The sequence below is a fragment of the Pseudomonas sp. P1_A1 genome (assembly GCF_056406935.1).
Window position 1 is genome coordinate 30,205 of sequence record NZ_JBFTZE010000003.1, and the last position, 23,156, is coordinate 53,360.

Here is a 23,156-nt window from a genome sequence, read left to right on the forward strand (position 1 = left end):
TGTAGTCGACCAGAAGTAAACAGCCCGACGCCGGGCAAGAAAGCCCTAGCCTTAAATGCTAGGGCTTTTTTTTTGGTTTTTCACGGAATCCCGGGAAACACAGAAACAAGGACGCCGATTTGATTGATGATGTTCGTGCGAGCAAACACATCTAACAAACCGGCGTTCTTATGCGCGATATTAATACTTTCCTTCCTTTTTGGGAGGGCTTTTCTGTCGTCACGATCAAGCCTGATGGTGACGCGCTACAGATCGACCTGATTCCCCACACCACCCGATTCCCTGCCTGTGGTGGCTGCCAAAAATCTTGTTCAACCACGCACGAGTATTGCGAACGAACCGTTCGTGATTTGGCCATTCTCGGTCGCGCGGTGCGCCTCAGTGTTTTGCTCAGGCGTGTGGGCTGCCGCGATTGCGGCAAGCGCATGGAGGCCGTCAGTTGGCTGGATCGCTATGCCCGCATGACGCGCCGCTTGGCCGATGCCGTCATTCAAGCCTGCGAGCGCCTTCCCACCCTACACGTGGCTCAGATGTTTGGGCTGCATTGGGACACCGTTCGGTTGCTGGAGCGTCGAGCCTTGCAGGCGGCGTTGAGCCTTCTGCCGAAGGCGCCGCCGCGACGCCTGGTGATGGATGAGTTCGCGCTGTTCAAAGGTCACCGTTACGCCAGCGTGGTGCTGGATGCCGATACACGATGGGGTCTGTGGATTGGCGAAGGCCGTAGCCGGGCGGCGGTCAGGCCCTTTTTTGAAGAACTGGGGCCGGAGGGTTGCGTTCGAATCGAAGCGGTGGCGATGGACATGAACACCGCGTTTGACCCGGAGGTTCGTCAACACTGACCGAACGCGCGAGTGGTCTATGACCTCTTCCATGTGGTGGCTAAATATGGCCGAGCGGCGATTGATCGGGTCCGCATCGACGAAGCTAACCGGCTACGCCATGACAAGCCTGCTCGAAAGATCATCAAACAAGCGCGATGGCTGTTGCTGCGCAATCCGCAGAACCTGAAAACGCCGGAACAGCAGGTTCACTTGCAGGATTTGCTGGCGGCTAACCAATCGTTGATGACGGTCTATTTGATGAAGGCTGAACTCAAAACGCTCTGGACGCCGAGTACCGCCTAGGACTGGAGATCAGCCTGGAAACAATGGCTGCGCCATGCCAATGAAAGTGAAATACCGGCTCTGATCCAGTTCGCCAAACGGCTAAAGGGTTACTGGCGGGGCATCGTCAGTCGCGTTCGCTGGCCGATGCATACGGGCCAATTGGAAGGAATAAACAATCGAATAAAGGTCATCAAGCGGATGGCATACGGCTACCGGGATAGCGAGTTCTTTTTCATGAAGATCAAGAGCGTCTTTCCCGGTAATCCGTGAAGAACCAAAAAAAAAGCCCCGAAACCGAATAAGGTACGGGGCAAAAAATTGGTTGGTTGCGGCCAACCAAAGGAGCATTTTTCAAAGCGGTTACGGGTTACAGGCAATCCTGCGCGGCACGTTCGAAACTCGAAGGCATGAAGTTCGACGCCAGCAAGTGGCGCTCATACAAAAACACCTTGCCGCCGTTTGGCGCTTTGTAGGCTTCCAGAACGTTGTCCGCGGCGACTTTGCTCGGCACCACGATCCGGTAGCTGCGCTGGGTTTGCGAGACCGTCGGGTTCAGTGCGCTGCCCTGCAACTTCGGCACCACGCAATCGGCGTACTCGGCAGGCGTTTTTTTCGTCTGCAGGGTCAGCGTCGGGTCGTTCGGCGCAGAGGCACAACCGGCCAGCAGCAAGGTGGCGAAAGCCATGGCAGGAACAAATAAAGGGCGCATCGGTGCAGTCCTGAAGTAAAAAATCTGTTTCGTTGCGCAACGGGTCGCTGTCGTTGCGGTTATGGTCCGGGTGTTCAGCCAGCAGTCACCAGGGTTTTGAGCGAGTCATCGAACTGCTTCAAGGCGCTGAGTTGCAGGTCGCGTTGCTGATCGATCTGGGCGGCAATCTCGGCTGCAGCTTTACGGTGTACCCAGACCGAAGGCATTTGTTTCTCGACGGCGCCTTCGGCCTTGCCGATGTATTGCAGGTTGGCGTCGTAGAACCGTGCGGCGAAACGCGCTTCGACCTGACTGTTGCGTTGGGTCAGCAGACGGTTATGGGTATCGAGCATCACCACCACATCCGGATGGGCCTGCAACAACGCATCGAGGTTGTTGTAGACGGTCACCGACAGGAACTGCTGCTGTAACGAACTCATCAGCCAGTCGATTGCCAACTCTGGGTCGGAACTGTTGATGAACGCGTCGCGAATCCGCGCATCCAGCGCATCGCGCGCACCGTTCACCGCCACATCGTGGTAACGCTCGAGGTATTGCAGGTTGTCCAGGGTGTTTTCGCTGTACAGCACACCGACGGTTTGCGAATGCTGCAACCCGGTACTGGCGCCGGCGATGGGCAGAAAATGGCACGATTGGGCGTCGTCCGCGTAGGCGGTTGCAGCAGTAGCAACCCCGCCCATCAACAGGGCGACAATTGCCAGTCGGGTCAATGTCTTCATCGCGCAAATTCCTTGAGCTGCGTCTTCGATGGAGGCGATTTTCCGCCTTTACCCGACCCAGCAGAACTTGCGTTTCTTGATTGTCACTATCACTTGAACCGATAGTTGCGCCGCGTGCCGATTGTTCGCTCTTTCCTCCAAGTACCTGCTCGATCACGCGACGCTCAGCTGATTTCTCCCCTGCGACTTTGCTGCATAAAGTGCGCGGTCTGCACGACCGATCAGTGCCTTTTCATCAGGGTCGCTGCCGTCGGCGACATAAGTCGCCACCCCCAGGCTGACGGTCACGATACCTAACGGGCTCGACAAATGCGCAAGCTGTTCGGCCGCAATACCCGACAGGATCGCCTCGGCAACCTTGCGCGCTCCTGATTCGTCCGTATCGGGCATCACCACGGCGATTTCTTCCCCGCCATAGCGAGCTGCCATGTCACCCGGGCGACGTACACAGTGCTTGATCGCCTGACCGATGATCCGCAGACATTCGTCTCCAGCGAGATGGCCGTAGTGATCGTTGTAGCGTTTGAAAAAATCCACATCGATCAGGATCAGTGACAACGGGCTTGCAAGTCGCTTGGCGCGTTTGAATTCGACATCCAGAAATTGATCGAAATGCCGGCGGTTGGCGAGGCTGGTGAGTTTGTCCTCGCTGGCGAGAACTTCCAGTGTCTGGTTAAGCTCGATCAGTGCGGTTTGGGTGGCGAGCAATTTTTCCTCCGCCCGGATACGCCGACTGATGTGGGATATCAACCTGCGTCCCAGTGCGACCAGGAGCCCCAACAACAGCAGCACGACAGCGACGGATTGCTTTGTCTGGCTCAGCCACGCTTGCATCGCCTCGGCCTGCCCCACCGCAACCGTCGTCACGAAAGGATATTGATCGCTTCTCTTGAACCCGTAGAGGCGATGGACGCCATCGACTTTTGAGGCAAAGTCCACGGTGCCTGATGAGGTGTTGCGCAAGTATTCTGAGAATATCGGCGCGTGAGACAGATCACGGCCGATGTCTTCCACCTGAAAGGGATACCTCACCAGCAGGCGCCCTTCGGATGAGGTCAGGCTGATCGCGCCGAATTGCCCCACGTGTATGCTTCGATAAAGTTTGAGGAAGTGTTCAAGGCTGATGGTCGCGGCGATTACCCCGGCGAAACTTCCATCGGGGTGATCGATGCGTCGGCTGACCGAAATCACCCAGGCGCACGTGACACGGCTGAGAATCGCCGGGCCGATATGGACGCCGCGATCCGGAGTGTCGCGGTGATACTGGAAAAACGCACGATCTGCGTTGTTGCTATTGGATGAGAGTGGCGTATTGGTCGAGAATAGCCAGTCCCCTTGGGCGTCATACAGCACCACACTATTTAATTGCGGGAGCGCATCCATCTGCTGGGCAACCAACTTGCTTAACCGCTCGAGTTGCTGCGGGCCGGTGCCGTCTTTCTCGATCCTTTCTGTCAGGCCCAGCAACAGCACTTCACTTTGCTTGAAGGTGCCCTCGGTGTAAGTGTTGAGCGCGTGGGTCAGGTTCAAGGTGTCGGTATTGATGTCGCTCAAGGTGTTCTGTCGGGCTGTCCATGTCTGCCAGGCCGTCAGCAGCACCACGGAGACACACACCAGAAAGATCAGAAAAGTGGCAAGTCGAAGATCGCGTTTCAAGGAAGTACCGGGCTGTTGAATACACTGGCGTCAAAGGCTGTGCATTATAGAAGGCTTTTGGCCATCACTGCTGATGCATTTGGAGGTCAGCCCTGCGCCGGGAATGCTTCCAGGCCGACAAGCCATATCTGCATCACTTGGTAAAAACCTGATATGTTGTACGACGACAGATGAGTTGGCGTAATTCATCTGTCGTCCTCGCACCTATAACAACAAGGAATTACCCATGAAAAAAGTGAAACTGATTATCGGATTTTTATGCCTGTTCAGTGGCTACGTGGCGGCCTCCCCCGCATCGAGCGAGAAGGATGTTGCCGCTGCGGTAGATCATCTGACTCAAGCGATGCTGACCAAAAATGTCCCACAACTGAATGCGCTTACCGCTGAAAACCTGACCTACGGGCATTCCAGCGGGAAAATACAGGACAAGAAAGAATTCATCGCCGACATCGAAACCGGAAAAAGCGCTTTCAAGACGCTGGAGATGCAGAACCAGAAAATCACCGTCTCGGGTGATGTGGCGTTGGTCCGCCATCATTTTTCGGCGCAAGCCATCAAGGGCACCGAGATTGTTCCCACGGAAATCGAGAACTTTCAGATCTGGCAAAAGCAGCAAGGCAAATGGTTACTGGTAGGACGACAAGCGTTCCGTCTCTGATATCTGCGGCGGCCCCAAAAGATCGCAGCCTGCGGCAGCTCCTACGGATTGGCATACGACTTTGACTTCTCAGGTGTACCCGGTCGGTGTAGGAGCTGCCGAAGGCATTGATCGTTCCCACGCTCTGCGTGGGAATGCAGCCCGGGACGCTCCGCGTCCCTTCCGGAGCCGAACGCGGAGCGTCCGTTGAGGCATTCCTTTGCTGCGCATGGGAACGATCTGCATACAAACCCGACTCAATCATCCTCATGCAATTTGATCCCGCGTTTATGCAGCAGATACGGCACCAACAGCACCAACAACGTCAGCACCAAAACCGACGCCGCAATCGGTTGCGTTACAAATATCATCCAGTCGCCCTGGCTGATGGACAAGGCGTTACGCAGTTGTTTTTCCGCCATCGGCCCCAGCAGCATGCCGACGATCACCGGGGCGACGGGGAAGTCGAAGCGGCGCATCAACACCCCGGCCCAGCCGATGCCCAGCATCAGGAACAAGTCGAAGGATGAGTGGCGCATGCCGTACACGCCGATGGTGGCGAACACCAGGATCCCGGCGTTCAGGTACGGCCGAGGGATTTGCAAGAGTTTGACCCACAGCCCCACCAGCGGCAGGTTCAGCACCAGCAGGATGACGTTGCCGATGTACAAAGAGGCCACCAGGGTCCAGACCAACTCGCCCGAGGTCTGGAACAGCAGCGGCCCCGGTTGCAGGTTGTAGTTCTGGAACGCCGCCAACAGAATCGCCGCCGTGGCGGAGGTCGGTATGCCCAGGGTCAGCAGCGGCACCAGTGAGCCGGTGGCGCTCGCGTTGTTCGCCGCCTCGGGACCTGCGACGCCTTCGATGGCGCCTACGCCCTTGCTGGCGGCGAATTCTTTCGGGTACTTGCTGAGTTTGCGTTCAGTGGAATAGGATAGGAACGTCGGGATTTCCGCGCCACCGGCCGGAATCGATCCGAAGGGAAAACCGATCAAGGTGCCCCGTAACCACGCCGGGACCGAGCGTTTCCAGTCGGCGCGAGTCATCCATAACGAGGTCAGGCGGTGTCGGCCGGCCGTTTCTTCCTTTTGGTAAAGCACGCCGTACAAGGCCTCACCGACGGCAAACAACCCCACCGCGACCAGCACCACTTCGATGCCATCGACCAGTTCGGGAACTCCCAAGGTGTAGCGGGCAATGCCTGACGTCGAGTCGAGACCGATCAATCCGATGGTCAGCCCGATGCCCAATGAAGCAAAGCCGCGCAGCATCGACGCGCCGAGCACTGCCGACACGGTGGTGAAGGCCAGCACCAGAATCGCGAAATACTCCGCCGGCCCGAATTTCAGCGCCAGCGTGGCCACCAGGGGCGCGAACAACGTCAGCAAGATGGTTGCGATGGTGCCAGCCACGAATGAACCGATGGCGGCCGTTGCCAGCGCCGGGCCTGCCCGTCCGTTGCGGGCCATGAGGTTGCCTTCCAGGGCCGTGACCATGGAGGACGATTCCCCCGGGGTGTTGAGCAGGATCGAGGTGGTGGAGCCGCCAAACTGAGCGCCGTAATAGATGCCGGCGAACATGATCAGTGCCCCGGTCGGATCGACCTTGGCGGTAATCGGCAGCAGCAAGGCGACGGTCAGCGCCGGGCCGATCCCCGGCAATACTCCGATTGCAGTGCCCAGCAGACAACCGATAAAACCCCACATCAGATTGATCGGCGTCAGCGCGCCAGCGAAGCCGACGGCCAGATTCGAGAGAATATCCACCTTGTCGACCTCCTTCGGCCTGGATCAGATCCAGGCGTTGATCAAGGGCGGAAGGGAAACCCCTAGCCCGGCGGTGAAAAGCCAGTAGATCGGCAGTGCCAGAGCGATGCCGATGGCCAGGTCCCGCACCGGGCTGCGGCTGCCGAAGCCTCGCGCCGAACAGGCAAACAGCAATGCAGCAGCCAATACGAAGCCGATGTAGGAAATGAGCAACGCCACGCCCAGCAGCCCTGCCGTAACCCAGGTCGCCCCGGACTTGCCGCCGGGCTCGGCCCCGGAAGTCTCATGATCATCGGCGAGGTTGCGAAAACCACCGGTGAGCGCCTGATAGCCCATCAACAGACCGACGGCGCCCAGAAATGCCGCCACGGCATAGGGGTAGACGTAGGCCGGCATGATGACGAACCCCATCTCGGCGGGAAACCGCGAGGCGCCGACCGCCAATACCGCACTGATCACGACAATACCGACGCCAATCGCCAGTTGGGCCGGCCTTACGCTCCAGCGCCCGGCCATCTCAAAGCAGCCCGACCTTGACCAGCATCGCGCGCAGGCGTCCGTGCTCCTCATCGACGAATTTGCCGAAATCATCCCCGGTCAGAATGCTCGGCGACCACGCATTGGTTTTTACGTTTTCCTGCCAGACGGCGCTTTTGGTGGCGGTCAGCACGGCTTCGGTCAGTGCCTTGCGCTGTTCAGGCGTCAGGCCCGCGGCGCCGTAAACACCCCGCCAGTTGCCGATCGTCACGTCGTAGCCAGACTCTTTGAGGGTCGGTGCGTCGATGCCTTCAACGCGGTTGGGCGCGCCGACGGCCAGTAAGCGGAACTGCTTGGACTGCACGTATTTGGCCAGTTCGGCGTAGCCGCCGGTGATCACCGTGATGTGGCCTCCCAACACCGCGGCAACGACTTCGCCGCCACCGGCGAAGGCAACGTAATTGACCTTGTTGACGGGGATGTCCATTTTGCTCGCCAGTTCGGCGATGCCGATGTGGTCGATCGAACCCTTGGAGCCACCGCCCCATTTGATGCTGGACGGGTTGGCTTTGAAGTCCTTGAGCAAGTCCTGCAGGGTTTTGTACGGCGAGTCGTCGCGTACGGCGATCACGTTGTATTCGGTAAACAGCCGGGCGATCGGGGTTACGTCCTTCAAGGTGATTTGCGGTTTGTTCTGCTCGATGGACGCGACCATGATCGCGCCGACCACGATCAGGGCATCGGGGTCGCCCTTGGTGGCGTTGGCAAATTGCGCCAACCCCAGGGTCCCGCCGGCGCCACCCTTGTTCTCGAAGGTGGCGGCTTTGGCCGTTTGGGCCTCGACCATGGCTTTGCCCAGGACTCGCGCGGTCTGGTCATAACCGCCGCCCACGGAACCTGGGGCCATGAACTTGACGGTGTCCAGGGCAAAAACGGGTGATGCGAGTGCGGCGGCGGTAATGAAAGCGGCGAGGTTGCTGCTGAATCGACGGGCCAGTGCAAACATGAGACGTCTCCGGATAGCCGTTCTTGTAGTTTTCGATCAGGGAAGCCCCTGTTCGGTGAGCATGCGTCTGGAAACAAGCGTAGGTCATAGATGTGTTTGTTGACGGCCTTTGTGCTGATGCGCCGTTAATCAAAGACAGCACATCGACTCAATATCCGCATCGAAATCTACGCAACCATAGGCCTTGTGAACCCACCCACAATCCACTTGCAAGGACATCATCATGGCCATCGCAAAAGCAGCACCTGGCAAAACCCTGCTGAACCCAACCGACCACACCCTGATCATGATCGATCACCAGTCGCAAATGTCCTTTGCGACCAAGTCGATCGATGCCGTCACCCTGCGCAATAACGCCGCACTGGTGGCCAAGGCAGCCCGGGGCTTCAAGGTGTCGACCATCCTCACCACCGTTGCCGAGAAAAGCTTCTCCGGCCCGATTTTCGACGAAATCAAATCGGTGTTCCCGGAACACAAAGTGATCGACCGTACCAGCATGAACACCTGGGAAGACGAGCGCATTGCCGTTGAAGTCAACGCCATCGGCAAACAAAAAATCGTCCTGGCCGGTCTGTGGACCTCCGTGTGTATCGTTGGCCCGGCACTGTCGGCCCTCGACCAAGGCTTCGAGGTGTACTTCATCGCCGATGCCTGTGGCGATGTCTCCATCGAAGCCCATGAAATGGCCGTGCAACGCATGATCCAGCTCGGTGCCCGCCCCATGACTTCGCTGCAATACCTGCTTGAACTGCAGCGCGACTGGGCACGCACCGAGACTTACGACGAGACGGTGAAAACCTCCATCGCCAACGGTGGTGCCTATGGTCTGGGCCTGATCTACGCCAAGACCATGTTCCATGCCTCTGAAGGCCATTGAGAATAAATAGCGACTCTGCGGAGTCGCTGTTTCAAGCGGGAGATCCGTCATGTTTTCTTTACAAACCCTCCCGCGCATTTCCGGTCGGAAGGACGTACCCAGGGCGTCCTTCTGGCTCTACGTGTTTTTTGCCGGAACAGCCCTGGCGGATGAGGCACCGGATTCCGCGCAAGGATTTCTCGAGGGCGGGAAGCTTGAGGAGCTCAGTCGAAACTTCTTCCTCAACAGCGACTACCGCTCACCCCAGCCTTCGGGCAAGAACTACAAACAAGAGTGGGCTCAAGGCTTTATCGGCTCATTTGAATCTGGATTCACCCCCGGCACGCTAGGTTTCGGCGTCGACAGCCACGCGTTTATGGGGCTGAAGCTCGACGGCGGCAAAGGGCATTCGGGAACCGGGTTACTGCCGCTGGACAGCGACGGTCGCAGCGAAGACAACTACTCCAGTGCCGGTGGCGCGCTGAAAATCAGGGCCTCCCGAACCACCCTGGCCTTCGGTGAAATGACCGTGGAAACCCCGGTGTTCGACACTGCCGACAAACGCCTGCAGCCGGAATACGCCACGGGCTTTCTGTTGAACAGCAACGAAATCGACGACATGAAACTGGTGGCCGGTCATTTCACGGCGTTCAAGAATCAGGACAACACAACAAGCAAGGGCAACTTTTACGGCTATGGTGCCAACACCGAGGCCGGTGGCATCACGTTTCTGGGCACCGACCTGTTCACCCACAGTCCTGTCGGCGGCGCCTTGTACGCCTCCGAGCTGAGCGACACCTGGCGCCAGTATTACGCCAACCTGCACCTGAAACAGTCCGCCGTGTTCCTCGACGCCAACCTGTACCGCACGCAGGACACCGGCAAGGCACTGGCCGGTGCCATCGACAACACCGCTTATAGCCTCTCGGGCAAATACACCCTGGATGCTCATGCCTTCACCCTGGCCTGGCAACGCATCAACGGCGACACACCGTTCGACTTCGTCGGTGGCGACTCGATTTACCTGGCCAACTCGATCAAGTACGCCGATTTCAACGGCGCCCATGAACGCTCCTGGCAGGCACGCTACGACCTCGACCTCGGCGCTTATGGCATCCCCGGCCTGAGTTTCATGACGCGTTATGTCCGGGGCAGCGATATCGACGGCACCCGTGCGCCCAAGGGTGGAGCCTACAACCCGTTCGACCCGACCATCGGCGAGTACGTACCTCAACAGGGCGATGGTGGGCGGCATTGGGAGCGCGACATCGACCTGCGCTACGTCGTGCAGTCAGGCGCCGCCAAGGGGTTGTCACTGCAACTGTCCCATGTGTCTCATCGGGCCAACACCGCTCAGGCGGGCGATGACATCGACAGGGTTTACGTCGTCATCCAGTACCCGCTGACCTTCGGGCACCTATGATCGAGGTCACCGTGGAAATGGCGGAAGGCAGCCGGAGTCGAACCTGCCCGGGAACGGATGCCGTCCCCAACCGGGTTTGAAGCCCGGCCGCGCCACCGGGCGCGATTGCCTTCCTTGAAGTCAGACTGCGGCTTGTTGGGCCAGTGCATTGTCGAGCCGGATATGGCGTCGATCGCCAAAGCGGCGGGTCAGGCCGAGCCGGTCGAAGTATTCAAGAATCTGAATACTGCGCTTGCGCCCCAGGCCCACCGCATCGCGAAATGCGGCGACCTGAATCACCGGGTTATCGCTGGCCAGTTGCACCAGCATAGCCGCCAATCGGCGCAGCAGTGTTTCGGTGTAAAACAGGTCACGGACGATTTGATGCAGCAGTCCCAACCGGGCCATCTTGCGCAGCAGCAGGCGCACGGCAGCCTCGTCATGGCCGGTGGCTTTAGCCAGATCACGCACCCACGGCGGATCGAAACCCGCCTGTTCGAACAACGGCTGCAATTGTTGCCACAGGGTTTCGTCGTCCTCGCTCAAGCGCACTTGGTGATCGGGTAAATGCAGCCACGGGCCGCTGGCCGCCATTGCACCACTGGCCAGTAATTCGTCGAGCAGGCTGATAAAGGTCGACCGTTCCAGCACGCTGCCGGCGAAACGACGCAGGCGATCCCGGTCCGGTCCCATCTGGTCCGGTTCGAGTTGATGAAAGCGTGCGAGGTGTTCCAGCAGCGGCGCTTTCAGCGCTTCCCAACGCACCGCGCTGAACAGCAACGGCCCCTGTCGCGTATCGATGAGGCGCACGTCATCGGGCAATTCCCAAGTCTGGCGTGGACGGTTGACCTGGCGCTCCAGTCGCTGCGGATCGAGCCCGGTGTCGCTATTGGCCAGCAGCGCCGGCAGTGCTTCTTCCAGGCTGTTGGTGGTGGCCAGCGCTTGTAGCTGCGCCAATCGCTCAGGGCTGCGACGATGTCGGGCCGGGGCGAACGGGTCCAGCACCTGTCCGCCGCCAAGGGTGCGTTGGGCGCTTTGGTCGCGCAGGATCAAGCGGTCGCCCTTCACTGCCAACACCGGCACATTGACCAGCAGTTGCGCGAACATCTGCTCCCCCGGGGCCAGGCTGGAACCTTCCAGCAAGGCCACCCGCCCCGTTACGTCCTGAGTTCCAAGATGCACATGCACCGGTTGAAAGTGTTCGAAGCTTCGCGCTTCGCTGGCCAACACGCTCATCTGGACATCCAGCCGCTGAGTTGGCGCATGCAGCCATTCGGCCACCAGCCAGTGGCCACGGTGGATCTGCTCCAGGGCCAAACGCTCAGCACTCAGGTTCAGCGCGACCCGCTGCCCGGCTGTTGCACTGTCAGCGGTCTGATTTTGTGCATGCAGGCCACGCACCCGCACCGGTTTGCCCAGCGGGCTCAACATCAGCGTATCGCCCACCGCCACCTGGCCGGACAACGCCGTACCGGTCACCACGATGCCGGCGCCGGCTACGCTGAAGGCCCGATCAATCGCCAGGCGAAAACCGCCGCAGGCGCTGCGTTGAACAACCTCATGCTGCGCATCCAGCAAAGCCTGACGCAGAGTCTCGATGCCCTCGCCAGTGACACTCGACAGCGGGATTTGCGGCGCGCCGGCATACGGTCCGGGCGCCAGTAATGTTTCGATCTGCTCACGAACAGCCTGCACCCGAGCCGGATCGACCCGGTCGCACTTGCTGATTGCAATCAATGCCCGAGGAATGCCCAGCAACTCGACAATCGCCAAGTGTTCACGGGTTTGCGGCATGACGCCGTCATCGGCCGCCACCACCAGCAACACCAGATCAATGCCCTGAGCGCCGGCCAACATGTTGTGGGTGAAGCGCTCATGGCCGGGCACGTCGATAAAACCGGTCAGGGCGGCGCCCGGTTCCAGCGCCGCATAGATATAGCCCAGGTCGATGGTCATGCCACGTTCGCGTTCTTCGCGGCGACGATCACCGGCCTGCCCGGTCAGTGCCTGGAGCAAGGAAGTCTTGCCGTGATCGATATGCCCCGCCGTGCCGACAATCACCCGTCCCGGCCCTCCTCCTGCAGTTGATCGACTTGCGCCAGCTGATTGAGCTGCGCCAGCCACGCGGCTTCGTCGTCGAGTTGGCGCACGTCGAGCCACAAGGCGTCATCGTCGATACGCCCGAGCACCGGAATCGGCAACCGCCGAAACGCCACCTCCAGCCCTAGCAATCGTCGCCCTCGTAGCCGTTTCGAAACGTTGGGCCGCAGGCATAACGCCGCGCTGGGTAGACGCGCCACCGGTTGGCTGCCACTGCCGATCATGCCCAGTGCCGGCCCCGCGCTGACGCTCCAGCCATCGCCCAACACCTGCGCCAGTGACGGTTGCAGGCGTTCGGCCTGGGCGAGGATGTCGATTTGGGGCCGGGTCAGCAGGCGCAAACTCGGCAAGCGTTCGGCCAGACGATCGGGATCGCGGTACAGCGCCAACACTGCTTCGAGAGCGGCCATGGTCAGTTTGTCGACTCGCAAGGCACGCTTGAGCGGATTTTTCTTGATCCTGGCGATCAGCTCTTTGCGGCCGACGATCAATCCGGCCTGAGGCCCGCCAAGCAATTTGTCGCCGCTGAAGGTGACGATGTCTGCGCCATCGAGCAGCGCCTGGCGCACCGTCGGTTCGGCGGGCAGGCCCCAGCGGGTCAGGTCCAGCAGGCTGCCGCTGCCGAGGTCTTCGAGCAACGGCAGTCCATGGCGGTGAGCCAGCTGCGCCAACTCCACCGTCGGCACCCGGGCGGTGAAGCCTTCGATGCTGTAATTGCTCGCGTGTACGCGCATCAGCAAACCACTGCGCGGGCCGATGGCGGCCTCGTAATCGTGGGCATGGGTGCGGTTGGTGGTGCCCACTTCGTGCAGCTTGACCCCGGCGCGGGCCATGATGTCGGGAATGCGAAACGCGCCGCCGATTTCGATCAGCTCCCCTCGGGAGATGATCCCTTCCTTGCGCGCGCCCAGGCTGTTGAGCGTCAGCAACACGGCAGCGGCGTTGTTGTTGACCACGGTGACGGCTTCGGCGCCGGTCAGTTCGCGGATCAAGCCCTCGATCAAGTCGTCCCGGTCGCCGCGCTTGCCGCTGTGCAGGTCGAATTCCAGATTGAGCGGATAGCGCGCAGCCCGTTGCACCGCTTCAATGGCTTGTTCCGGCAACAGTGCGCGGCCGAGGTTGGTATGCAACACGGTGCCGGTGAGGTTGAACACCCGGCGGATCTGGCTGCGATGCTGAATCGCCAGACGCTCACCTGCCCTGCCCGCCAATACGTCGGGGGCAATTTCAATGGCAGCCAGTTCACCGTTGTGCACCGGCTCGCGTAAGTCATCGAGCAATTGCCGCAGGCCGGCCAACAGTGCGTCGTGTCCGTAACGTTCGGCCAACGGTTGGCAGGCGGGATGGCGTAGCAGGCTGTCGATGGAAGGCAGCCGCAAGGTTTGGCCGGCGAGTGTTGCGGGCATCAGAGGCTCCCGGAAGCGAGTGACCGTCGCGTCTGAGTGTAGCCTCTGGGATCGATAAGCTCAGTCGCCTCCGGGCGCCAGCAGCAGATTGGGCGCTGGCCGCTGGTAACCTTCCTGCTCCAGACGCATGTCCAGCATCAGGCTGGACAGGTCCGCCGACAGGGCTTCGGCTTCGGCGTCGTTTTCCAGGTAGATCAGTTTCAGGTAGCTGTTGCAGCCGGGACAGACCTCCGCCCGCAACGGCGCCTGATTGGCGGCGTGGCGATCATCCTCGAAGCTGACGTATTCCAAGCCCTTGCTCTGTTCGCAATACACGCATTTGACCCGCACCACATGCCATTCACAGGCGCACAGCGAGCACACCAGATAACGCAAACCGTTGTATTTGCCGCGATGACGAATCACCCCGGCCATCGCTGGCGAACCGCAGGCCGGGCATTGGCTGAGGCTGTCGCCATGCTGTTGCTGTAGATGGAGTTCAAGGTTGGGCGTGTTCAGCAGCCAATAACTCCAGGCCGCTTGCAGCGCTGCACCGAGAAACGGCACCAGCGCTGCCGGCAGCATCGAGTACTGACCGCTGACCAGGGCAATCGCCCACGCCTTGAGCAACCCAGGGTTCGCGCTGCGCAACGTCGCCACGGCGTTTTCTACCGCCGAGTGTGGCAATGGCTGATAGCGCTGCAACAAGGCCTCGAGGTATGGCAGCCAAACGTTTTCGCGCACCAGGCTGTCGGCGGCGAACGGCGGTAAGCCATGTTCTATGCACAACCGCAGGCGTTCGGGGTCGGGCATGGCGGCCACGGGTGGATTGTCCATCAGGTGCTGCTGGACATGACACAACCCCGCGATCAAACGCAGATAGTCCGCCATGGGATGGCCGTCCACCAAACGTTCCAGGCGCAACGCGCGCAAGGTGAACAGGTTGTTCGGCGGCAGGTACAGAAACGGCGGTGAGCTCGCCGCCGCTTCTATCTGCCCGGGCTCGAGGATCGTGGCCAAGGGGTCATCCTTTTTTGCTGATCGGTCGCTCAGGCGTTTCGTCACCGGTCACTTCCCGGTACCAGAGCTCATGGTGTTTTCTCGCCCAGGCGCGGCTGACCCGGCCACGCACCATGGCGTGGACCGAACCGCGAATCCAGATACCCGCGTAGACGTGGACAATGATGCTCAGCACCAGGATGAACCCCGCCAACGCATGCAACAGCATCGCCCAGCGAATGCTGGTAATGCCGAAGTACGCGCTGAACCAGGCACGCCAGATCACCAGCCCGCTGAACAGCAGCACCAGCATGCAGATCAGCAACACCCAGAACAGCAGCTTCTGCCCCGGATTGTATTTGCCGATTGGCGGTACGCCCTCCTCTTCGTTACGGATCACACGCCCGACACGCCTGAGCCACAGCCGGTCGTTGGTGATGAAGTAGTTCGCCCGCCAGAAACTGCACACCAGACCAAGGAACAGCACAAACATCGTCACGCCCAGGTACGGATGCAGAATGCGCGTCCAGGAACCGCCGCCAAACAGGTTGCTGAGCCAGAACAGCCCCGGATGGAACAAGGCCAGCCCCGACAGCGCCGCCATGAGAAACAGAATTGCCACCAGCCAGTGATTGGTGCGCTGGTTGACGGTGTAGCGCAGGATCGGTTTGTCGTTCATGGCCTGTCCTCCCCGCCCGGTTTGCTCGGATCGAAGGTGTGCACCGACGGATCGAACTCATGCACGGCGGGGTCGACGGTGGTCGGATGTTCGTCCTCCTCGACCAGTTGTGGCCCGACGCGCACGTAGTGGAAGAATCCGGCCAGCACCGCCGCGCCCATGGCCAATAGCGCCAAGGGTTTGCTCAGGCCTTTCCACAGGTCCACCAGCGGACTGATCGCCGGGTGATCCGGCAGTCCGGCGTACAACCTCGGCGTGTCGGCATGGTGCAGCACGTACATGACGTGGGTGCCGCCGACGCCCGCGGGGTCGTACAAACCGGCGTTGTCGAAGCCGCGGCTCTTGAGGTCGACGATGCGTTCGGCGGCGTGTTCCTTCATGTCTTCCTTGCTGCCGAACACGATGGCCCCGGTCGGGCAGGTTTTCACACAGGCCGGCTCCAGCCCCACCGCCACCCGGTCCGAACACAGCGTGCATTTGTAGGCCTTGTGGTCCTTTTGCGAGATGCGCGGAATGTTGAACGGGCAACCGGTGATGCAATAACCGCAGCCGATGCAGTGGTCCTGATCGAAGTCGACGATACCGTTGGCGTGCTTGATGATCGCGCCGGGGCTCGGGCACGCCGCCAGGCAGCCGGGCTCGGCGCAGTGCATGCAGCCGTCCTTGCGGATCAGCCATTCGAGGTTGCCGGCGTCGGTTTCATGCTCGGTGAAGCGCATCAGGGTCCAGGTGTCTGCGCTGAGGTCGTGGGGGTTATCGTAGGTGCCGAGGTTGTGACCGACGTCGTCGCGCAGCTCGTTCCATTCCGAGCAGGCGACTTGGCAAGCCTTGCAGCCGATGCACTTGGTGGTGTCGATCAGCTTGGCCACTTCCTCCTGGGTGCGCACCGAGGGCGGCACGGTGGTGGTGGCCGAACGGGCGATGATGTCTTGGCTGGCCATTTAGACTTTCTCCACGTTGACCAGGAATGACTTGGATTCCGGGGTCTGAGTGTTGCCATCGCCGAGGAACGGCACCAGGGTGTTGGTCAGGTAACCGTGGCGGGTGGCGCCGGTGAAACCCCAGTGCAACGGGATACCGATCTGGTGCACCACCTGATTGTTGACCTGCAGCGGACGAATCCGCTTGGTCACCACCGCCACCGCTTCGATATGTCCGCGCTTGGAACTGACCCTAACCCGGTCGCCAGCGGCAATCCCCTTCTCCTTGGCCAGCGCCTCGCCGATTTCGACGAACTGCTCGGGCTGGGTCACGGCGTTGATCGGGCAATGCTTGGTCCAAAAGTGGAAGTGTTCGGTCAGCCGGTAGCTGGTCGCCGCATAAGGGAAGTCCTTGGCCTGGCCCAGGGTGTCCCAGACCGAATCGAAGATCCGCCCGGCCGGGTTGCTGGTCGCCTGTTTGTTGTTGGGGTGCATCGGGTTGATGCCGATGGGCGTCTCGAACGGTTCATAGTGTTCGGGGAATGGCCCTTCGTTCATCTTGTCGAGGGCGAAGAACCGCGCCACGCCTTCGGGGTTCATGATGAACGGGTTCATCCCGGCTTCCGGCGGCACATCGACCTTGTAGTCGGGCACGTCGGTGCCGGTCCAGACCTTGCCGTTCCACCACACCAGCCGTTTTTTCGCATCCCACGGTTTGCCCTGAGGGTCGCACGAGGCGCGGTTGTAGAGAATCCGTCGGTTCGCCGGCCAGGCCCAGGCCCAGCCCAGGTTCTGCTTCATGCCGAAAGGATCGCTGTTGTCACGCCGGGCCATGTTGTTGCCCTGCTCGGTCCAGCTGCCGCAGAAGATCCAGCACCCGGACGCCGTGCTGCCATCGTCCTTGAGCTGGCCGAAGCCGGACAGTTGCTGACCGGCCTTGACCACCGCACCCGAGGCGTCGGTGACATCGGCGATGGCGTAGCCGTTGAATTCCCGGGCCAGTTCTTCTGGCGTCGGGTCATCCGGCACTTTGTAGGGCCAGTCGAGTTTGAGGATCGGCTCGGCCCAGGCGCCAGCATTGGCCTGATAGCGCTGGCGCAGGCGCATGAACAGCTCGGCCATGATTTTCACGTCAGTGCGCGCCTGCCCAGGGCCATCGGCGCCCTTCCAGTGCCATTGCAGCCAGCGACCGCTGTTGACCAGCGAGCCGTTTTCTTCGGCGAAACAGGTGGTGGGCAGACGGATGACTTCGGTCTGGATGTCGGCCGTCTGCACATCGTTGTAAGGCCCGACGTTGCGCCAGAACTCCGAGGTTTCGGTGGCCAGCGGGTCCATCACCACCAGCCACTTGAGTTTGGCCAGAGCCTTCATCACCCGGTTCTTGTCCGGCAAGGCGGCAATCGGGTTGAAGCCCTGGCACATGTAGCCGTTGACCTGGCCCTTGCCCATCATGTCGAACATTTTCAGGATGTCGTAGCCGGGAATGTCCAGTTTCGGCAGCCAGTCGTAGCCCCAGTTATTCTCGGCGGTGGCATTGGCGCCGTACCAGGCTTTCATCAGGCTGACGTGGAACTTGCCGTAGTTCTGCCAGTAGGACATCTGCCCGGGACGCAGCGGTTTGAGTGCGCGCTTGGCGATGTAGGCGTTGTAGTCCTGTTCGGCTTCGGCCGGCAGGGTCAGGTAACCGGGCAGCAGGTTGGACAGCAAGCCGAGGTCGGTCAGGCCCTGGATGTTGGAGTGCCCGCGCAGGGCGTTGACACCTCCGCCCGGCATGCCGATGTTGCCCAGCAGCAGTTGCACCATGGCCGCGCTGCGGATCATCTGCGAGCCGATCGAGTGCTGGGTCCAGCCCAGGGCATAGAGAATCGTCATGGTCTTGCCCGGTTGCGCACACGTGGCAATCTCTTCCCAGATTTTCTTCATCGCGTCGGTGGGCATGCCACAGACCTGACTGGCCAGCTCCAGTGTGTAGCGGCTGTAATGCTGCTTCATCAATTGATAGACGCAGTGTGGGTCCTGCAAGGTCGGGTCGACTTTGGCAAAGCCGTCCTCGCCGATCTCATACCCCCAGCCGGATTTGTCGGTGTAGCTGCGCTTGCTCGCGTCGTAACCGCTGAACAAGCCGTCCTCGAAACCGTAGCCGGCCTTGACGATGAACGACACGTCCGTATAGGCCCGCACGTATTCGTGCTGGATCTTGTCTTCGGTCAACAGGTAATTGATCAGCCCGCCCATGAAGGCGATGTCGGTGCCGGTGCGGATTGGTGCGTAATAGTCCGCTACCGAGGCCGTACGGGTGAAACGCGGGTCGACCACAATCAGCCGCGCCTTGTTGTGGGCTTTGGCTTCGGTCACCCATTTGAAACCGCAAGGGTGTGCTTCTGCTGCGTTGCCGCCCATCACCAGAACCAGATTCGCGTTGGCGATATCGGTCCAGTGGTTGGTCATGGCACCACGGCCATACGTCGGGGCAAGACTTGCCACCGTCGGGCCATGTCAGACACGTGCCTGGTTATCGAACCCCAGCATGCCCAGACTGCGAATGACCTTGTGGGTGATGTAACCCGCTTCGTTGGACGAGGCCGAGGCCGCGAGGAAACCGGTGGTCAGCCAGCGGTTCACCGTTTGCCCCTGGGCGTTCTTCTCGATGAAGTTGGCGTCACGGTCGGCCTTCATCAGGTCGGCGATACGGTCCAGCGCTTCATCCCAGGAGATGCGTGTCCACTCCTTGGTGCCGGGCTTGCGCACCTGCGGGTATTGCAGACGGCTGGGGCTGTGAATGAAGTCGAGCAGGCCTGCGCCTTTGGGGCAGAGGGTGCCGCGATTGACCGGGTGGTCGGCATCGCCTTCGATGTGAATGATGCTCTGGGCGACATTCTTCGCATTGTCGCCCTGGCTGTACATGATCAAGCCGCAGCCGACCGAGCAGTACGGGCAGGTGTTGCGGGTTTCATGGGTATGGGCGAGCTTGAAATGACGCACTTGTTCGGCGAAGGCTGGCGTCGGGGCCATGCCCAGCGCGCCAAGGGTGGATCCTGCAAGGCCGAGACCAGCGACCTTGAAGAACTGACGACGGTTGAGGTCCATCGTGCACTCCTGATCAGGTGGAAACCCGGTGCGTTGGCCGGGTTTTTCTGGACGATCACGGTGACGGCAACGGAACTACCGCCAATTAGAACTTTAGACAATGTTGCTGTGCGCGGTCTGAAAACCGACCGTCGGCGGCTTGCCGGTCATGCCCTGTTGCACAACTCGCCAGCGGTGAAGGTTGGCGCTTATCATGGCCGCCGGATTACCCCCTCTGCCTTTTATGAGACTGAGCATGACTTTCGATTTTGATCAGGTGTTCGACCGCCATGGCACCGGCAGCACCAAGTGGAGCCGTTACCCGGCCGACGTGTTGCCGATGTGGGTCGCCGACATGGACTTCGCCGCACCGCCGGCGATCATTCAGGCCCTGCAAAAACGCCTGGAACACCCGATGCTCGGTTACAGCGTGGCCCAGGATGACTTGCGTGACGCCATCGTCGCCGACCTGTGGGACAAGTACGCCTGGCGTGTGCAGCCCCAGGAACTGGTGTTCCTGCCGGGTATCGAATCAGGCTTCAACATGGCCCTGCATGCACTGGTTCAGCCGCAACAGAACGTGGTCGTGCAGACGCCCAACTACCCACCACTGCGCCATGCGCCGGGCCACTGGCAGCTGAACAAGGTCGAACTGGACTTCAACGTGCTGGCCGATGGCACGTACGCCACGCCACTCGATGCCTTGCGCCAGGCACTGCAAGGGGGCGGTGCGCTGTTGCTGAGCAACCCGCATAACCCGCTGGGCAAGGTCTTCCCTCGGGAAGAACTGCAAGCGGTTGCCGACATCTGCCTGGAACAGGATGCCTGGATCATCTCCGACGAGATCCATTCCGAGCTGTGCTTCGATGGGCGCGTGCATATTCCGACCGCCTCGCTCAGCCCGCAGATCGCCAAGCGCACCATCACCTTGATGTCGGCCAGCAAGGCCTACAACATCGCTGGCCTGAAGACTGCGTTCATGATCATTCAGGATGCAGCGCTGCTCCATCGCGTCAACCATGCCCGCTGCGGCATGGTCGACAGCGTCAACCCGCTGGGCCTGGAAGCCACCCGCGTCGCCTACAGCGAAGGCCGCCCATGGCTGACCGAACTCATGGCCTACCTGCAAAGCAATCGGGACTATCTGGTGGAGGCCGTTCGCACGCGGTTGCCGGGCGTGACCATGAACGTTCCTCAGGGCACTTATCTGGCGTGGCTCGATTGCACGGCACTGGGGCTGGACAACCCGCAGCAATTCTTCCTCGAACAGGCCAAAGTCGGGCTGAGCGCCGGGCTGGATTTCGGCGATCACGCCCAGCAATTCGTGCGCCTGAACTTCGGCTGCCCACGGGCGTTGCTGGAAGACGGAATTGCGCGGATGGAGCATGGTTTACGTAGCCGCAAGGCCTGATAGCAACGAAGATCCAATGTAGGGCTTGCTCGCTCCCGCACTGCTCGCGTGATGCTGTCCCGGCAAAAAAAATGAACCCTGACGATTGAAGCACCTCGATACCTTAGGAGCCCAAGGTTAAGTGCCTTGGGCCAGCCATCCCTCGGCGGTCGGCCGCACGTATCCGGGAACCAGGCATGAGTTTCATCGTTTGGATGGCGGTGTTGGGGGCGGTGCTGCTGACCCTGGCGCTGACCTCTTCCTATCTGCGCTGGATGCCGGTGACCACCTCGGCGGTGTGCCTTGCGCTGGGCGTGGCGATCGGCCCGGCGGGCCTGGGCTTGCTGAAACTGGACATCAAGGACGCTGCGGTCTGGATGGAGCACCTGACGGAAGTCGCGGTGCTCTTTTCGCTGTTTGTCTGCGGACTCAAATTGCGCCTGCCGCTCAAGGATCGCCAATGGCGGGTGGCGTTCGGCCTGGCGGGACCGGTGATGGTCTTGACCATCATTGGCGTCTGCCTGTTGCTCCACTATGGATTTGATCTGGCCTGGGGGCCGTCGCTGCTGATCGGAGCGATTCTGGCACCCACAGATCCGGTGCTGGCCTCGCTGGTACAAGTCAACGACGCCAGGGATGACGATTCGGTGCGTTTCGGGCTCTCCGGTGAGGCGGGCTTCAACGACGGCATCGCTTTTCCTTTCGTGATCCTTGGTTTGTTGTTTGTGCAGCAGAACGGCGCCAGCGATGCCTGGCTCGGTGAATGGGCCTTGAAACGCGTGTTGTGGGCCGTACCGGCGGGCTTACTCATCGGCTACTGGATGGGCCACGGCATCGGGCGCCTGACCTTGTCGATGCGCATCCGCAATGCCGATAGCACCCTTTCCCCCAACGATTACCTGACCCTGGCTTTGATCGCCCTGGCTTACGTCGTCGCCGAACAGATCCATGGCTATGGCTTTCTGTCGGTATTCGCCGCTGGCCTCGGTTTGCGGCAAGCCGAAGTCAAATCCACCGGAGACGCCCAGATGCCCGCCGAGCATCTAGTGCAACCGGTGGTCGGTCACCAGAACGTCGAACCCGAGGCCGCCGTGCATGGCGATGTGACGAACTTGGCGGACACCCAGGTCGCAGCCGGCATCATGATGGGCGACATGCTGGCGTTCGGCGGTCTGGTGGAGCGCGCCATGGAGGTGTTTCTGGTGACGCTGCTGGGCGTGGTGCTGGTGGGCCACTGGGACTGGCGCGCCTTGGTCATTGCGCTGGTACTGTTCTGTGCCATTCGTCCCTTGAGCGTATGGCTTATGCCGTGGGGGCGTTTGCTGGATGGCCGACAACGCCTGTTGATCGGCTGGTTCGGGATTCGCGGCATCGGTAGCTTTTACTATCTGTTCTACGCCTTGAATCATGACCTGGGTCCATCGGCAGCGACGCTGTGCACCGACCTGACGTTGTCGGTGGTGGCGCTCAGCATTCTCGCCCATGGCGTCAGCACTCAACCGATGCTTGCCCGTTATGAGCGGCGCAACCGGCCGGATGTCTGAGGCGGTCTCGTCATGGCTTCGGTCAACCTGCACTGAACAGCTACGCCGATTCATGCAGGCTGCACGACGACGGCCACCCGCGGTTAACCGTAACCGACTGTTTTCAATGAGTTTATCTTTAGTACAAAAACAGGCACGGGAAATGCTCCAACCATAGGAGCGACTGACGGGGAGAACACCGTTTTGCGCTTGACCCGTGACTAAACAAGAGGTTCGACCATGAACGCCATTGACCTGTTGAAAGCCGACCATGAACGTGTAAAAGACATCCTGAGCCAATTGAGCGAATCCACCGAGCGTGGCGTGAAAAAACGCACCGAGCTACTGGCCAAACTGGAAATGGAGATCTCGATCCATACCCGCCTGGAAGAAGAAGTCTTGTACCCGGCCTATAAAAAGGCCGGGGGCAAGGAGCAGGATGTGATGTATTACGAAGCCAAGGAAGAACATCGCACTGTCGATTCGCTGGTGCTTCCCGACCTGAAAACCACCGATCCCTCTACTCCGCAATTCGCCGGCCGAGTAAAAGTGGTCAAGGAGTTGCTGGAACATCACATCGAAGAAGAGGAAAAGGAAATGTTTCCTCAGGCCAAAAAACTGCTGAGCAAAACGACGCTTGAGGAGTTGGGCGCAGAGATGGAAAGCCTGAAGGCCCGGTACAAAAAAGAACTTGGCGCATCCAACCTCGCCGCTTGATAGCGGTTGAGTAACCAGCAGAGGCCCGGTGAATGCGGGCCTT

At 60.4% G+C, this 23,156-nt stretch carries 18 protein-coding genes, 1 tRNA gene and 1 pseudogene; 7 read left to right on the forward strand and 13 right to left on the reverse strand.

Annotated elements, in window-relative coordinates; translation table 11 throughout:
• Positions 1-170 precede the first annotated feature (170 nt).
• Positions 171-1,376 (forward strand): annotated as a pseudogene (locus tag AC1D2Q_RS05340) (ISL3 family transposase).
• A 97-nt stretch (positions 1,377-1,473) separates the two neighbouring features.
• Here the strand turns inward: AC1D2Q_RS05340 and AC1D2Q_RS05345 are convergent.
• The 3 genes from AC1D2Q_RS05345 to AC1D2Q_RS05355 form a co-directional block, all read right to left on the reverse strand.
• A complete protein-coding gene (locus tag AC1D2Q_RS05345; RefSeq protein ID WP_477812486.1) occupies positions 1,474-1,815 on the reverse strand; it encodes a hypothetical protein in 342 nt (113 codons plus the stop codon).
• Between the two features lie 74 nt (positions 1,816-1,889).
• On the reverse strand, positions 1,890-2,534 hold the full coding sequence (locus AC1D2Q_RS05350; RefSeq protein ID WP_477812487.1) for an ATPase: 645 nt from the start codon (positions 2,532-2,534) through the stop codon (positions 1,890-1,892).
• A 153-nt stretch (positions 2,535-2,687) separates the two neighbouring features.
• Positions 2,688-4,190, reverse strand: coding sequence for a sensor domain-containing diguanylate cyclase (locus AC1D2Q_RS05355; RefSeq protein WP_477812488.1), 1,503 nt, complete (start codon positions 4,188-4,190; stop codon positions 2,688-2,690).
• Between the two features lie 226 nt (positions 4,191-4,416).
• On the opposite strand from AC1D2Q_RS05355, the gene AC1D2Q_RS05360 reads away from it, so the two are divergent.
• Positions 4,417-4,848 (forward strand): nuclear transport factor 2 family protein, encoded by a 432-nt coding sequence (locus AC1D2Q_RS05360; RefSeq protein ID WP_253423330.1) that lies wholly within the window; start codon positions 4,417-4,419, stop codon positions 4,846-4,848.
• Positions 4,849-5,084: 236 nt separating this feature from the next.
• Here AC1D2Q_RS05360 and AC1D2Q_RS05365 read toward each other — a convergent pair whose 3' ends face one another.
• Genes AC1D2Q_RS05365 through AC1D2Q_RS05375 form a run of 3 tightly spaced genes read right to left on the reverse strand, consistent with a single transcriptional unit; the run spans position 5,085 to position 8,076 of the window.
• On the reverse strand, positions 5,085-6,593 hold the full coding sequence (locus AC1D2Q_RS05365) for a tripartite tricarboxylate transporter permease (RefSeq protein ID WP_477812489.1): 1,509 nt from the start codon (positions 6,591-6,593) through the stop codon (positions 5,085-5,087).
• A 24-nt stretch (positions 6,594-6,617) separates the two neighbouring features.
• Complete coding sequence (locus AC1D2Q_RS05370) at positions 6,618-7,109, reverse strand: tripartite tricarboxylate transporter TctB family protein (protein ID WP_111453354.1); 492 nt, start codon at positions 7,107-7,109, stop codon at positions 6,618-6,620.
• Position 7,110: 1 nt separating this feature from the next.
• Positions 7,111-8,076 (reverse strand): tripartite tricarboxylate transporter substrate binding protein, encoded by a 966-nt coding sequence (locus AC1D2Q_RS05375; RefSeq protein WP_477812490.1) that lies wholly within the window; start codon positions 8,074-8,076, stop codon positions 7,111-7,113.
• Positions 8,077-8,299: 223 nt separating this feature from the next.
• On the opposite strand from AC1D2Q_RS05375, the gene AC1D2Q_RS05380 reads away from it, so the two are divergent.
• Both AC1D2Q_RS05380 and AC1D2Q_RS05385 read left to right on the forward strand, forming a co-directional pair.
• Positions 8,300-8,953, forward strand: a complete 654-nt coding sequence (locus AC1D2Q_RS05380) for a hydrolase (RefSeq protein ID WP_028940578.1) — start codon at positions 8,300-8,302, stop codon at positions 8,951-8,953.
• A 49-nt stretch (positions 8,954-9,002) separates the two neighbouring features.
• Complete coding sequence (locus AC1D2Q_RS05385; RefSeq protein ID WP_477812491.1) at positions 9,003-10,355, forward strand: OprD family porin; 1,353 nt, start codon at positions 9,003-9,005, stop codon at positions 10,353-10,355.
• An 18-nt stretch (positions 10,356-10,373) separates the two neighbouring features.
• Here the strand turns inward: AC1D2Q_RS05385 and AC1D2Q_RS05390 are convergent.
• The 7 genes from AC1D2Q_RS05390 to fdnG form a co-directional block, all read right to left on the reverse strand.
• A tRNA-Sec gene (locus AC1D2Q_RS05390) sits at positions 10,374-10,469 on the reverse strand.
• Positions 10,470-10,475: 6 nt separating this feature from the next.
• Positions 10,476-12,395 (reverse strand): selenocysteine-specific translation elongation factor, encoded by a 1,920-nt coding sequence (gene selB, locus AC1D2Q_RS05395; protein ID WP_477812492.1) that lies wholly within the window; start codon positions 12,393-12,395, stop codon positions 10,476-10,478.
• On the reverse strand, positions 12,392-13,840 hold the full coding sequence (selA, locus tag AC1D2Q_RS05400) for an L-seryl-tRNA(Sec) selenium transferase (RefSeq protein WP_477812493.1): 1,449 nt from the start codon (positions 13,838-13,840) through the stop codon (positions 12,392-12,394). Before selA ends, selB begins: the two co-directional genes overlap by 4 nt.
• Before the next feature lie 60 nt (positions 13,841-13,900).
• The gene (gene fdhE / locus AC1D2Q_RS05405) at positions 13,901-14,839 is read right to left on the reverse strand and encodes a formate dehydrogenase accessory protein FdhE (RefSeq protein ID WP_477812494.1); all 939 of its coding nucleotides are present in this window, start codon (positions 14,837-14,839) and stop codon (positions 13,901-13,903) included.
• 4 nt (positions 14,840-14,843) lie between these two features.
• The gene (locus tag AC1D2Q_RS05410; protein WP_477812495.1) at positions 14,844-15,497 is read right to left on the reverse strand and encodes a formate dehydrogenase subunit gamma; all 654 of its coding nucleotides are present in this window, start codon (positions 15,495-15,497) and stop codon (positions 14,844-14,846) included.
• Positions 15,494-16,438, reverse strand: a complete 945-nt coding sequence (fdxH, locus tag AC1D2Q_RS05415; protein ID WP_064617966.1) for a formate dehydrogenase subunit beta — start codon at positions 16,436-16,438, stop codon at positions 15,494-15,496. The genes AC1D2Q_RS05410 and fdxH overlap by 4 nt, the downstream gene beginning before the upstream one ends.
• Entirely contained in the window at positions 16,439-19,504 is a 3,066-nt protein-coding gene (gene fdnG, locus AC1D2Q_RS05420) for a formate dehydrogenase-N subunit alpha (RefSeq protein ID WP_477812496.1), read from the reverse strand.
• A gap of 235 nt (positions 19,505-19,739) precedes the next feature.
• Here fdnG and AC1D2Q_RS05425 point away from each other — a divergent pair, with 235 nt between their 5' ends.
• The 3 genes from AC1D2Q_RS05425 (at position 19,740) to AC1D2Q_RS05435 (ending at position 23,113) form a co-directional block, all read left to right on the forward strand.
• Complete coding sequence (locus AC1D2Q_RS05425; protein ID WP_477812497.1) at positions 19,740-20,894, forward strand: MalY/PatB family protein; 1,155 nt, start codon at positions 19,740-19,742, stop codon at positions 20,892-20,894.
• A 176-nt stretch (positions 20,895-21,070) separates the two neighbouring features.
• Positions 21,071-22,417, forward strand: coding sequence for a cation:proton antiporter (locus AC1D2Q_RS05430; protein ID WP_477812498.1), 1,347 nt, complete (start codon positions 21,071-21,073; stop codon positions 22,415-22,417).
• 219 nt (positions 22,418-22,636) lie between these two features.
• Complete coding sequence (locus AC1D2Q_RS05435; RefSeq protein WP_477812499.1) at positions 22,637-23,113, forward strand: hemerythrin domain-containing protein; 477 nt, start codon at positions 22,637-22,639, stop codon at positions 23,111-23,113.
• The last annotated feature ends 43 nt before the right edge of the window (positions 23,114-23,156 follow it).

What these genes read in the sequence shown, in the direction of transcription:
- AC1D2Q_RS05345 (WP_477812486.1), bottom strand. Translation starts at nt 1,815, where the DNA reads ATGCGCCCTTTATTTGTTCCTGCCATGGCTTTCGCCACCTTGCTGCTG.
- AC1D2Q_RS05350 (WP_477812487.1), bottom strand. Translation starts at nt 2,534, where the DNA reads ATGAAGACATTGACCCGACTGGCAATTGTCGCCCTGTTGATGGGCGGG.
- AC1D2Q_RS05360 (WP_253423330.1), top strand. Translation starts at nt 4,417, where the DNA reads ATGAAAAAAGTGAAACTGATTATCGGATTTTTATGCCTGTTCAGTGGC.
- AC1D2Q_RS05370 (WP_111453354.1), bottom strand. Translation starts at nt 7,109, where the DNA reads ATGGCCGGGCGCTGGAGCGTAAGGCCGGCCCAACTGGCGATTGGCGTC.
- AC1D2Q_RS05375 (WP_477812490.1), bottom strand. Translation starts at nt 8,076, where the DNA reads ATGTTTGCACTGGCCCGTCGATTCAGCAGCAACCTCGCCGCTTTCATT.
- AC1D2Q_RS05380 (WP_028940578.1), top strand. Translation starts at nt 8,300, where the DNA reads ATGGCCATCGCAAAAGCAGCACCTGGCAAAACCCTGCTGAACCCAACC.
- AC1D2Q_RS05385 (WP_477812491.1), top strand. Translation starts at nt 9,003, where the DNA reads ATGTTTTCTTTACAAACCCTCCCGCGCATTTCCGGTCGGAAGGACGTA.
- selA (WP_477812493.1), bottom strand. Translation starts at nt 13,840, where the DNA reads ATGCCCGCAACACTCGCCGGCCAAACCTTGCGGCTGCCTTCCATCGAC.
- AC1D2Q_RS05410 (WP_477812495.1), bottom strand. Translation starts at nt 15,497, where the DNA reads ATGAACGACAAACCGATCCTGCGCTACACCGTCAACCAGCGCACCAAT.
- fdxH (WP_064617966.1), bottom strand. Translation starts at nt 16,438, where the DNA reads ATGGCCAGCCAAGACATCATCGCCCGTTCGGCCACCACCACCGTGCCG.
- AC1D2Q_RS05425 (WP_477812497.1), top strand. Translation starts at nt 19,740, where the DNA reads ATGACTTTCGATTTTGATCAGGTGTTCGACCGCCATGGCACCGGCAGC.
- AC1D2Q_RS05430 (WP_477812498.1), top strand. Translation starts at nt 21,071, where the DNA reads ATGAGTTTCATCGTTTGGATGGCGGTGTTGGGGGCGGTGCTGCTGACC.
- AC1D2Q_RS05435 (WP_477812499.1), top strand. Translation starts at nt 22,637, where the DNA reads ATGAACGCCATTGACCTGTTGAAAGCCGACCATGAACGTGTAAAAGAC.